This is a genomic window from Citrobacter sp. CK206, assembly GCF_030333125.1.
Taxonomy (GTDB): domain Bacteria; phylum Pseudomonadota; class Gammaproteobacteria; order Enterobacterales; family Enterobacteriaceae; genus Citrobacter_B; species Citrobacter_B koseri.
The window spans coordinates 189395-201554 of the sequence record NZ_JAOWGM010000029.1; the positions used below are offsets into that span (position 1 = coordinate 189395).

General features: G+C 51.2%; 13 protein-coding genes. 3 read left to right on the forward strand and 10 right to left on the reverse strand.

What is annotated here, in order from left to right; translation table 11 throughout:
* Positions 1–7 precede the first annotated feature (7 nt).
* Positions 8–715, reverse strand: coding sequence for a CTP synthase C-terminal region-related (seleno)protein (locus OGX81_RS15740; protein WP_012132680.1), 708 nt, complete (start codon positions 713–715; stop codon positions 8–10).
* A gap of 217 nt (positions 716–932) precedes the next feature.
* Here OGX81_RS15740 and OGX81_RS15745 point away from each other — a divergent pair, with 217 nt between their 5' ends.
* Positions 933–1280, forward strand: a complete 348-nt coding sequence (locus OGX81_RS15745) for a DUF488 domain-containing protein (RefSeq protein ID WP_104868746.1) — start codon at positions 933–935, stop codon at positions 1278–1280.
* Positions 1281–1335: 55 nt separating this feature from the next.
* Here OGX81_RS15745 and OGX81_RS15750 read toward each other — a convergent pair whose 3' ends face one another.
* Complete coding sequence (locus OGX81_RS15750) at positions 1336–1590, reverse strand: putative hemolysin (protein ID WP_024130397.1); 255 nt, start codon at positions 1588–1590, stop codon at positions 1336–1338.
* Positions 1591–1760: 170 nt separating this feature from the next.
* On the opposite strand from OGX81_RS15750, the gene OGX81_RS15755 reads away from it, so the two are divergent.
* Entirely contained in the window at positions 1761–1859 is a 99-nt protein-coding gene (locus tag OGX81_RS15755; RefSeq protein ID WP_024130398.1) for a YoaK family small membrane protein, read from the forward strand.
* 139 nt (positions 1860–1998) lie between these two features.
* Here OGX81_RS15755 and OGX81_RS15760 read toward each other — a convergent pair whose 3' ends face one another.
* The gene (locus OGX81_RS15760) at positions 1999–2247 is read right to left on the reverse strand and encodes a GlsB/YeaQ/YmgE family stress response membrane protein (RefSeq protein WP_012132684.1); all 249 of its coding nucleotides are present in this window, start codon (positions 2245–2247) and stop codon (positions 1999–2001) included.
* A 466-nt stretch (positions 2248–2713) separates the two neighbouring features.
* On the opposite strand from OGX81_RS15760, the gene fdhF reads away from it, so the two are divergent.
* Entirely contained in the window at positions 2714–4861 is a 2148-nt protein-coding gene (fdhF, locus tag OGX81_RS15765; RefSeq protein WP_104868747.1) for a formate dehydrogenase subunit alpha, read from the forward strand.
* Between the two features lie 63 nt (positions 4862–4924).
* Here the strand turns inward: fdhF and OGX81_RS15770 are convergent, their stop codons facing one another.
* The 7 genes from OGX81_RS15770 to OGX81_RS15800 form a co-directional block, all read right to left on the reverse strand.
* A complete protein-coding gene (locus tag OGX81_RS15770) occupies positions 4925–5572 on the reverse strand; it encodes a hypothetical protein (protein ID WP_058669016.1) in 648 nt (215 codons plus the stop codon).
* Positions 5573–5803: 231 nt separating this feature from the next.
* On the reverse strand, positions 5804–5986 hold the full coding sequence (locus OGX81_RS15775) for a DUF1869 domain-containing protein (protein WP_012132688.1): 183 nt from the start codon (positions 5984–5986) through the stop codon (positions 5804–5806).
* 3 nt (positions 5987–5989) lie between these two features.
* Positions 5990–6352, reverse strand: a complete 363-nt coding sequence (gene yeaR / locus OGX81_RS15780) for a DUF1971 domain-containing protein YeaR (RefSeq protein WP_024130400.1) — start codon at positions 6350–6352, stop codon at positions 5990–5992.
* Between the two features lie 185 nt (positions 6353–6537).
* A complete protein-coding gene (leuE, locus tag OGX81_RS15785; RefSeq protein ID WP_012132690.1) occupies positions 6538–7176 on the reverse strand; it encodes a leucine efflux protein LeuE in 639 nt (212 codons plus the stop codon).
* 209 nt (positions 7177–7385) lie between these two features.
* Positions 7386–8036, reverse strand: a complete 651-nt coding sequence (zinT, locus tag OGX81_RS15790) for a metal-binding protein ZinT (protein ID WP_104868748.1) — start codon at positions 8034–8036, stop codon at positions 7386–7388.
* A 136-nt stretch (positions 8037–8172) separates the two neighbouring features.
* Positions 8173–10617: a trimethylamine-N-oxide reductase 2 gene (locus OGX81_RS15795; RefSeq protein WP_047457451.1), complete on the reverse strand. Its 2445-nt coding sequence runs from the start codon at positions 10615–10617 to the stop codon at positions 8173–8175.
* Positions 10618–10637: 20 nt separating this feature from the next.
* A complete protein-coding gene (locus tag OGX81_RS15800; protein WP_104868749.1) occupies positions 10638–11732 on the reverse strand; it encodes a NapC/NirT family cytochrome c in 1095 nt (364 codons plus the stop codon).
* Positions 11733–12160 lie beyond the last annotated feature (428 nt).

Genomic DNA, 12160 nt, shown 5'->3' on the forward strand with positions numbered 1-12160 from the left:
CTTGTTTTTATCCCCGTGCGGCTCGCAACATCGCCTGTACCAGGGGAACGGGTTTTCCCGCCAGCGCGCCACGTTCATGTTGAAAAAGCGTACCAACGAAAAAGGGATGCGTTACCAGTTCCACGGCACGGATGTCTCCCGCCTCATCCCACCCGGTAACCCGCAAATCGCCATTCTCAAGTTCAGCGGCAAAATCTTCTGATACTCCGTAGTTGCAGTGATACCCTTCGGAGATAACGTCCTGCCCGTAGGCTTTGGCGACCAGCGTATTCGCCCTCAGTTCGATATCATCCGTTTTTTCCACCAGCGAGCAGCTCAACGGGGCGATAACCATCCGACCGGAAGCATCAGTTTCGGCGTGCGCCGCATCGCGCCAGCCCAGCACGTTGCGGGCATACTCGAGGATCGCGTGCTGGAATCCGCCGCAGGTTCCCAGAAAAGGAATGCTGTTTTCACGGGCATAGCGAATAGCAATCAGTGCCCCTTCGGTATTTTTATAGGGACTGCCGGGAACAACCCAGATGGCATCATAGCCCACCAAATCTTCGTCACTATTGATGTCGGGCGTCGTCAGCCAGTCATAGTCCGCCATTAACTCCAGCACGGCGGCCGCATCATCAATAGCAAGGGGTATGGCCTGGTGCGCCACGATATCGGGGTTGTAATCACCCACCAGCGCAATACGTAGCGTGTCTTTAACAGGGGAAAGTTCCATGAGGCGTTCCTTATGTCAATGCAATGAGGGACAACATAAGGAACCTCAGACTACCGATCTTTTACTGTTATCACAATCCCTTAAATTGAGGAGGTTCGAAGTGCTATAGTGATGACGTTCTACGTTTCAGAAACAGCCTGCTACGTCAGCATGACGCGGCACGATTTTCCGGCAATCAGATTAATGAAGTCATGGCCTGGATTGAGGAGAGAAAAGGATGAAAATTCAGTGTAAACGCGTCTACGACCCGGCAGAAAAAAGCGACGGCTACCGTGTACTGGTTGACAGGCTGTGGCCGCGAGGGGTCAAAAAAACCGATCTGGCCTTTGACGAGTGGGATAAAACGCTGACGCCTTCATCTGAATTACGCAAGGCCTTTCACTCTGAAGTGATTGATTTCAAGAATTTTACTGCGCAATACCGGAGTGAACTCGACCAACAGAAGCAGGAAGGTAAACGACTGGCGGATATTGCCCGCCAGCAGACGCTGACCCTGCTATATGCGGCAAAGAACACAGAGCAGAATCACGCACTTGTCCTGGCCGACTGGCTACGCGGATTGTGATTCGCACACAAAATCCGCCAAAACACGGCGTACGCGCAAAGCGATGCGCCGGGTGTCACTTACCGCTGGCAGGATGATCTCTGCGCCAGAGATCCCACTCTTCGATCACTTCACCGCCGGGCAGTTTACATTCCGTGCGTACCCCTTGCGGACTTTGAACGGGCACTCGCGTACCGCCCTTCTGTTCGCAATAGACGGCAGCCGGGTTTGCCATACCTATTTGCGGAGGTTTCGGCGCCTCGGGCTGGGATGACGACGAACAGGCGGAGAGCGCCAACGCGCACGGCAGCGCGACAAACATGAATCTCATATGAACTCCCGTTAACATTACACCCCGACAGGTTAACCCGCCTGCCGTTGTATCTCCATGTTTTCTTGCGATGCGTATCAGAATGAAAAGCGTGACGTTAAAACATCTTTTGTCACGCACGACGCCCTGCTATCCTTGCTCGTCTTCCTATAACGAGAACGGGTGATAGCATGAAATTAGGCATTATTTTTCCTGTCGTGATTTTCATTACGGCGGTGACTTTTTTGGCATGGTTTTTCATCGGCGGCTACGCCACGCCGGGGGCGTAACGATGAAGAAAACGACGCTCATCATGATTGGCATTGCGATTATCGCGGTGGCAGGAACCAACCTGGGCTGGTGGTAACGGGCTTATCAAAATAATAAAGGCCACCAACGGTAGCCTTTTAGTCTTACGAACTACTTCGCTTAACTTTTGATTTTTCTGTAGATAAACAGAACGACAATCGCGCCGATAACCGCTACGGCAAAGCTGCCAAAGTTGAAGCCGTCAACTTTGCCAAACCCGAAGAACGTGCTGATCCATCCCCCTACCACGGCACCGACGATCCCCAGGATGATCGTCATGAAGAACCCGCCGCCATCCTTACCAGGCATAATCCACTTCGCCAGAATACCTGCAATAAGCCCAAAGATAATCCATGAAATAATGCCCATTTTTTCCTCACTTATGTTTGTACGTTAGCGGTTTACTCGCCGTTAAAAAGAATAGCACATCATCAGAGAATTGAAATTTGTGATAAATGTCACTTTTATTATTTTTTCTTTACTCCCATAAAAGTTGGGGTTGCAAGTTTAGATGATAAAGATTATCTTTCTCATTACTGAATAGTTGAGCAAATCACTCAGGTATTCAGTACGACATTGCTCACATTGCTTCCAGTATTTTTGCCCGCCTCACTGAGTGCGGGCTTTTTTTTGACGTTTACTCGTCATTTATGACGAATCCGCTGTCATTTTCTTCATCTTTCCGCAGACAAACCCCGCCGCGCCTGAGTTTCTGTTTCTGGCACGGTTTGTGCTTTAACAGCCCGTCGCTACGACAAACCGAAGCCAGCGCCATGTCGCGCGTCGGCTTCGACTACAATTCGCGCTATTTCAGCTTTTAACAGGTCTGTTATTGATGAAAAAAATCACCAGTGTGTGCCCGTACTGTGGGGCCGGGTGCAAGCTCAAGCTTGTTGTTGAAAATAACAAAATTATCCGTGCCGAAGGCGCAGAGGGTGTAACCAACCAGAACCAGTTATGCCTGAAAGGCTACTATGGCTGGGACTTCCTTAACGACACGCGGCTTCTGACGCCACGTCTGACCCGCCCGATGATCCGCTATCAAAAAGGCGGAAAATTTACCCCCGTCAGTTGGGATGAAGCAATCCGCTATACCGCACAACGCTTATCCGCCATTAAAGAAACCTTTGGGTCCCGCGCCATTATGACGACGGGCTCTTCCCGTGGGACAGGGAATGAGACCAACTACGTCATGCAGAAATTCGCCCGCGCCGTACTCAATACCAACAATGTCGATTGCTGCGCCCGCGTATGCCACGGCCCTTCCGTCGCCGGGTTGCAGGAGACGCTGGGTAATGGGGCGATGAGTAACTCCATCAGCGATATAGAGAACTCCAAATGCCTGCTGATTTTCGGCTATAACTGCGCAGACTCTCACCCTATTGTCGCGCGCAGAGTCATTAAGGCCAGGCAGAACGGCGCCAAAATTATCGTGTGCGATCCCCGGCGCATTGAAACCGCCCGTATTGCCGATCAGCACCTGCAACTGAACAACGGCTGCAATATGGCGCTGGTTAACGCCTTTGGCTACGTTCTGCTTGATGAACACCTTTACGACACGGAGTACGTACAAAAGCACACGGAAGGACTGGAGGCCTACCGGGAGACCGTAAAAGATTACGCCCCGGAATCCGTTGAACATTTAACCGGCGTCCCTGCCCAGCAGGTGCGTCAGGCGATGCGAACGTTCGCCGCCGCCCCTTCCGCCACGGTCATGTGGGGAATGGGCGTGACCCAGTTTGGTCAGGCTGTCGACGTCGTGCGCGGTTTGTCGAGCCTGGCGCTGCTGACGGGCAATCTGGGGCGTCCTGACGTCGGCGTCGGCCCGGTACGCGGTCAGAACAACGTCCAGGGAGCGTGCGATATGGGCGTTCTGCCTAACCAGTTCCCCGGCTACCAGGACGTGACGGATGCAGCCGCCAGAGAGAAATTCGCGCAAGCCTGGGGAATCGATGCCAGCCTGATGGATGACAAAGTCGGCACGCGTATTACCGAGGTGCCACACCTGGCGATGGAAGGCAAAATTAAAGCCTACTACATCATGGGGGAAGATCCGCTGCAAACCGAGGCCGACCTGGGGCTGGTGCGGGCCGGTTTCGAGGCGCTGGACTTTATCGTGGTGCAGGATATTTTCATGACCAAAACGGCAGAAATGGCGGATGTTCTCCTGCCCGCGACCTCATGGGGCGAACACGGCGGCGTCTTCACCTGTGCCGACCGTGGCTTCCAGCGGTTTGAAAAAGCCATCGACCCCACCGGAGATGTGAAGCGCGACTGGGAGATTATCAGTCTGCTGGCGACCGAAATGGGATACCCGATGCATTATGAAAGTAACCAGCACATCTGGGATGAGATGCGCGAACTGTGTCCGCTTTTCTACGGCGTCACCTGGGAAAAAATGGGCGATATGGGGCATGTGCAGTGGCCGTGCCCGGATCTTGATCACCCCGGTACGCCGTATCTTTACGCACATAGTCAGTTTGATACGCCCAGCGGCAAAGGCAAGTTATTCGCCGCGCCGTGGCGGGTTCCGGCGGAAGTTCCTGATGATGCGTTCCCGATGGTGCTCTGTACCGTTCGCGAAGTGGGACACTATTCCTGCCGCTCAATGACCGGCAACTGTGCTGCGCTACAGGCGCTGGCAGATGAACCTGGCAACGTGCAAATCAACACGAACGACGCGGAAAAACTGGGGATTCGTCATCGCGAACTGGTGTGGGTGAGTTCACGTCGCGGTAAAGTCATCAGCCGGGCCGATGTTTCAGATCGCATTAACCAGGGGACGGTCTATATGACCTATCAATGGTGGATAGGCGCCTGTAATGAACTGACTCAGGATAATCTTGATCCGATTTCGAAAACGCCTGAAACCAAATACTGCGCCGTGAAGGTCGAAGCCATTACCGATCAACGCTGGGCGGAAAACCATGCTGCCCAATCGTACAGCGATATGAAGTCGCGTTTATGCGAGGCAATTGCATAAGCCGCGCTGTGCTTGTTAGCCCGGGTTCGGGAAAAAGAACCCGGGCGTTTTCATCCGCGAACCTCAATATTCCGCATGCTGCGGTTCCGCCGTCTGCAACGCAATATATTCATCTTGTTTATCGCGTTTCATAAACGTCAGCGTAACCAAAAAAAGCCCGATCATGAACGGCAATTCGTACAGTTCTTCAATCAAATCGGTGTATTGCTTACTGTGCAGGAACAGCGGCGCCAGTAACCGATGATGCTCCACCGTATCGGAAATTAAAAACGCACAGGCAGTAACAGTTAGCAACCACAGCGGCAGGGATTCTTCACGCAGCCGACGCGCAATTTCCTGGCGCAAAGTCTTTGAGATCAATACCGGAAGCACAAGCGCGGCGATCAGGACGACGGAGATCCCCCGGAAGATCATTTTGGGATGATCAGGAAAATAGTCGCGCCCCCAGCTGGTGCTTCGCCCTAATAACACCAGCCACCACACCACCGCCCAAAGCCAAAACTGCTTTGCGCCGTCAGGGCGAGACAACGGCCTGATATACCAGGCGGTAAATAGCGCACCAAACAGTAGCCATAGCGCCTGCCCATTTTCAATCCATAACACCACGACGCCATTTAGCAGAGGTACGTGCCAGTTCGCAGTGAAAGGAATAACCAACGCAACAAGCGCAAGGACGAGAGCCGACGAGGTTAATCGAGTATCAAATTTCATGGTGGTCATTTTCTGTTCAGTGTTTGATGCTCAATCATATATTTTATGAATGCCAGAGCATTAACAAACAATGCGATGTTCTTAAGGTTTCCTTAATATTTCTTTTCAATTAATTTCAGTTGTCAGGTACATGCTGATATCAGGCGAAAAAAAACCGCCCAGCGTCGTGATAGCGCTGTGCGGTTTAGCGTAACGGTTAAAAAATCGCGGTCGCAGGCTTCCCGAACGGGATCACCAGCCGCAAACGTCGTGCTCGTTTTCGGTGTCGTATGAGCGCACGGTGTTCACCAGATCTTTCACCACTTCTGCCGCAACGTCCGGGACCAGCAGTGTCATCGGCGCTTCAGTTTCATAATCAACTGAAACACCGTTGCTGTTATTGGTTACGGTAACGGTATAGGTCGCTTTGCCCATGATTTACTCCTTCCCGGTATGAATGACTTTTCGTTGGCTGGCGCTTTCCATCAGCACTTCCGGTGCAACAAAAAAGTCGATGTTAAAGTAGGTATCGTCGCTCATCACTTCGATGTTGTGCCATTTTTCCGGGGGAAAAACGCCGAACTGACCGGCTTCAATGATCATCACTTTTTCCGGTTCCGGGCTGTGTTCATCTGCGTATCCGAGATATTTGACCGCCCCCTGCATAACCGACAGGCGAGGATAAACCCCTGGTCGGGTTCCTTTATCAAGGTGGCGTTCGAAAATTCCGGCTGGCGCGGTGTCTTTATTCCAGAACGGAGTGGAGCGTGTATGGATATGATTTTGTGGAATTTGAAGCATTTTATTCCCTCTTCCAGTAACAACCAGTGATCTTACTGAATCGCTGCTGTAAAAAGGGTACGCCTCATAAGATGTGTTTTAAATACCATTTATTGGTTATTTTTTCCGTCGCGCGTGGCGGTGAGCATCATCTTTAAACAAAAAGTAAAAACAGAAGGCCCACAGAGTGCGCGGGCCTGATGGCGTTATGACTGAAGCGTCGCCAGACGTGCGGCAAAACCAACGAAAATCAAACCGATAAGGGAATTCCCCACCTTCGCCAGTTTCTTTTTCGTGCGAATGTACTGCGTTACAAAAGCGCCCGAAATAATCAGGAAGCTCAGATAGAAAAAGCTCACCACTTCAAGCGTTGTCGCCAGGATAAAAAATGACAGCCCCGCGTGCGGCGCATTGACGTCAATAAACTGGACGAAAAATGAAACGTAAAAAAGGATGGCTTTGGGATTGGTCAGGCTCAGAATTAAGGCACGTTTAAAGATTGCGCCAAACGGAACCTCATCATGCGCCACTTCGCTCCCTTTCGATTTGAGCGTGGCGTAAAGGATCTTCGCACCAAGATACAGCAGATAAAAAGCGCCGAGATAACGAACGATATTAAACAGCACCGGCGTTGTTTTTATTAATGTTGCGACGCCCGCGTACGCCAGAAACATCAGCACCGCATCGCCAATGAACACGCCGCTGGCGGCGAGATACCCGCCTTTCATCCCTCGCCCGACGCTGTTTTTCAGCACAAATATCGTATTAGGCCCCGGCACCAGCACGATAAAAATGGCCCCAACCAGATACGTCCAGTAGTTCAGAACTCCATACTCTGCGAACACGTTAACCTCTTCCTGAAAAAAACAGATACGCTTTACTGCGAAACAATATGCTAACGAATGAACTGAATGATGGGAAGGGAAATCATAGCGTTGCGTTATATCATGATATTTATCGGCAAAGGCGCCTTACTTATGACAGATATCGCTCTTTTGGGACACCGTCGCAACACGATGGCGGGTCCTGCCGGGCCCGCCATAATGACAACATCTTAGTGGTGCAACATCTCGTCGACGACCTCTTCGGCCTTCAGCTGGTACGGATAATAGGTTGGCCAGTTATCCATTTCTTCAAGCAATGCCTGCTGGGAAGTGTTCCCCATAAAGATATGGAAATGGCTCGACTTACGCGGCACGATAATATGATCGCTGAACTGCACATATTTAGGCGCGTTGCTCTTCGCATCTTTACACTCAAACAGATAGCGAACGCCTTTTTTACCGGATGCGTAGGTCAGGATTTTGTGTCCGGCATAATCGTATTGGCAGGACTCAACCTGATTACCGGTGTGAAATTCCATGACGCCATTCTCAATGCCGATAGTATCCACATTGGTGGCGTAGCCTTTACGGTAATAGGCCTTAATCTCCTCGGCCGTTTTGCTGTTATCTTTCTCCGCTTTCTTTTTAAATACCGGATCAAGCTCCCCGCTTACCAGATACGGATAAACAGACTGCCACATACCGTCCCAGTCCGTTAGCGCCCTGTCCTTCACGTTTTTATCGTCAAAAACGCCTTCTGCCGCCTTTTGCTCCATCTCCGTTAGCGGTGCGCCATGTGAATGGTGCCCATGCGCAAGCGCGTGTCCGCTAACCAGAAGCATTCCCAGAGCTACTGCTAATTTTTCAAAATGAATCGCCAAAATATCACCCTCAATCAGTGCGTAAAGATGGAATGTTATAATATAACATAACCATTAATTCAACTCTGAATGAGAAGCATAAAAAACGGGAGCACACAGGCTCCCGCTTATTCCAACAAACTGACAGTCCCCGGCGTTACAGAGTGACAATCTCTGGCTCATCAAATACCGTGAGCGTCGGGGCTTCGCCGGTAAATTTCTCTGCGTATACCAGGGTCGTATTCCCCGCGCAGCCGTTCGCCAGCCTTGACGTCGGGATGTCCGCCGTCAGCACGTTGGCGCCGCCGTTTTTACAGATGCCATTCTCGATATCAGGCCAGGCGCCTTCATGGATACAGATGATCCCCGGCTTGATCCCATCGCTGACGTGCGCCCCGACCAGAACCTGACCACGACCATTCCATACGCGTACCAGGTCGCCTTCGGCAATGCCTCTTGCCTTCGCATCATCTGGATGAATCGTCACCGGCTCGCGATCGGCAATGGCATACTCTTTTCGCAACGACGCATAGTTCAACTGACTGTGCAGACGGTGCGCCGGATGGGCGGTCAGCAACTGTAGCTGATCCTTATCCGCAGACCCTTTCCACTCATCCGGTTCAATCCATGAAGCATGAGGCGGACAGTCTTTGTAGTGATAACCTTCAATGGTTTTTGAATAGATCTCGATCTTACCGCTTGGCGTACCGAGCGCATTCATGACCGGATCATGGCGGAAATCGGCATAACGCACATACTTGTTGTTCTTTTCGTTCTCGCGCATTTCAATCAGCTTATTCTGCTGCCAGAACGCATTGAACTGAGGCATTGCCACACGTTGAGCGCGAGCCGCCTTTTGCGCGGCGTCGTAGAATTGCTTCAGCCACGCCATCTCATCTTTACCTTCGGTATAGACCGCTTTGCCGCCGGGTTTGAGCATCTCAGCTAAATCAGCAAAGACGTCAAAGTCATTACGGGCCTCAAACTGCGGCTCAATCACCTGCTTCATAGGCACCAGATGCTGGTTGCTGTAGTCTCCGGTCATCGTGAGATCGTTACGTTCAAACGATGTGGTGATCGGGAGAACAATATCGGCATGTTTCGCCGCCGCCGTCCAGTAGCACTCGGAAATCACCACCAGCTCGGGCTTCTGCCACGCTTTGATTAAGCGGTTGGTATCCTGATGATGAGTAAAGTTCGCGCCGCCTGCCCACCAGATCATTTTGATATCCGGGAAGGTTTGCTCTTTACCATTATGCTGATATTTTCCTCCCGGGTTTTCCAGCGCCTCCACAATTCGCGCCACAGGCAGGTTCACCACCGCATCCGATACCGCCCAGTCGTTCCCTGCCGACGATCCCCCCTCAATTTGCGCCGATATCGCAGGCAGTACACCACCGGTACGCGTCGGGTTCCCGCCGTTGGAATAGTGATAGGAGAAACCGAAACCGCCGCCTTCCGTCCCAATTTGCCCCAGCATCGCGGCCAGCGTCACCAGCATCCAGTGTTTTTGCTCACCGTATTGCTGACGTTGAATCCCCCAGCCCGCCATCAGCATGGTTTGGTTGCTGGCAAAAATTTCCGCCAGTTTCTCAATCTGTTCTGCGGGTACGCCACAGACGCCGGATGCCCATTCAGCGGTTTTCTCAACGTTGTCGCTCTTGCCGAGCAGATACTCTTCAAACTGCGGATAACCGGTGGTGTATTTTTCCAGGAACGCTTTATCGTGACGCTCTTTTTTCACCAGCGTATGCGCAATCCCCAGCATCATCGCCACGTCAGTTCCCATATGCGGGGCGATCCACGTTGCATTGTCGCCAAAAAACTCAATGGTTTCTGAGCGCATTGGGTCGATCGCGATAACGGTTTTTCCCGATTTCTTCAGCAGATTAAAATACTCAAGCCCTTGTTCATCCGTACTGCTCCAGGCAATTTTTAACGTGTTGAGCGGGTTCATCCCCCACAGCACCACCACCTGGCTGTGCTCAAGCACCATCGGCCATGTCGTCTGTTGTTCGTATACCTCAACCGATCCCACAACATATGGCATGATAACCTGCGCCGCCCCGGTGGAATAATCCCCGGTATGGCCTGCATATCCCCCGGCCATACTCATATAGCGTTGCAGCAACGTTTGCGCTTTATGCAAGACGCCGCTGGAGCGCCAGCCATAGGAACCCGCAAAAATGGAGGACGGGCCATAGCTGCTACGAATACGGCTATGCTGCTCATGAATGAGTTTCAGCGCCTGTTCCCAGCTCACCCGCACAAAGGGATCACTTCCCCGTTTACCGTCCGCTTTACCTGGATTTTCCAGATAGCTTTTACGCACCATTGGGTATTTTACACGGACGTTGGTATGTACCTGATCCGGCGCGGTTTGCTGCAATGAGTTCGGTATGGTTTTAGGTAATGCGCCTTTTGAAGAGACAACCTTGCCGTCTTTAACCTCCACATATACGGCCCCCCAACGTGCGGCCGTCAGGATGGCGCCGCCATTTTGGTTTTCGGCCCAGGCAGGCATTGGGATCACCGAAGAAATCGCCATAGTCCCGGTTGCCGCTCCAGCCGTCTTGATAAAGTCACGTCTTGTGAGTTTCATGATTTCTCCTGGTATTATCACTATTCATGCATATCTTTCGCGTTGTACTGGAAGTAACGGCTCAGGATATCCAGTTCGTTTTCACTGATGTTGGTACGAGCCCCCATCCCTTTCGCCACAGAGGGCCAGGCATTGAGGGTAAAATGCTTCGCAGGAATCGGCGCATGGCAGCCTGCGCAGTACACATTGTCGAGTTTGCGCGCGTAGTCCCACATCGGTTCGCGGCTGGCGAGCGCAGAGCCGCTCCACTCGCCCTGTAGCGCCACATCCCGCCACGCGTTACCGTAATCATCTTTTTTCCAGTCAGAGAGAATGTTGAGTGATTGCTGCCCTTTCTCACTCAGACTGGCAAGGATCAACCGCTGGCCTGCCGCGTAGTAAATAACCTGCTCGCTCCCCTGCATCTGGCTCCCGCGGATCTCCACCAGCCGTGACGTTTCCGTCGATTTCAGGACATGCATTTGCGTGGCCGGATAGACCGTTGCCAGATCGCCAAGTGCGGTATTGCTTACGGCATAGAGCGTTTTTGCAGATGCGGGGGTAGATGCAGACTGGGCCTCAAGCGCTTTGAGGGCGCTGTCGTCCATTGTTATTTCGGGTGGGAAGTGGGCGACGCCTTTGTGGCAATCAATACAGGTTTGTTTTTCCTGAATGCCCATTTGGTGCATTTTGCGGGCATCAGCGCTTTGCGCGTCAAGATCCATCGCATCCATGCTATGACAGCTACGACAGGTTGCGGAGTCGCTGGCTTTCAACTGCGCCCAAACGGTTTGCGCCATCTCCAGACGATGCTCTTCAAACTTCTCTGGCGTGTCGATTTTTTTGGTGATGAACTGATGATAGACATCTTTCGAGGCAAGGAGCTTGGCTACCAGGTAATCCACCCCGCCTTCCGGGATATGGCAATCCGCGCATTCCGCACGAATCCCCTTCTGATTCTGGAAGTGAACCGAGCCCGTATACTCCTCATAAGGCGCCTGCATCGTATGGCAAGACAGACAAAATTCAGTGCTCGATGTTTTATGTAACGTCCATTGCCCCGCTAAAACAATTACTGCGCCAAGAACGATGCAAAGCAGCATCGTCCATAAAATGGTTTTATTTATTTTTCTCATTCTTCATTCCCGTCAGACAACTACCCTTTTAGAGGTAGACAATAATTAGACCGAGCAGGTTAATTATTGATATCCATCAAGCGTGGATGTGAATAAGAATTAGCATGCAAGTAAATTTGAAGGGGATCGCAGATTACACAACAACGGAATATATGAGTATAAAATCGTTAAAACACAGAAAGTTACACTGTATTATATAGATATTTAAACCATTATTAAATTAAATATCAGGAGAAAGTTTCAAATAATTAAGATGGCGATTCAAGAGAGAGAAAATATCCCGTCGTTATATAAATAAATATACAATGAAATAAAGTAAAACGGAACCCATTACTGCTTCATAACGATATTCACGGTAAAAATCATTCTCCTGACAGCCATCATGTCAGTAACACCTTCTGGTGGACGTTTTGTGTCTACATTCTTAC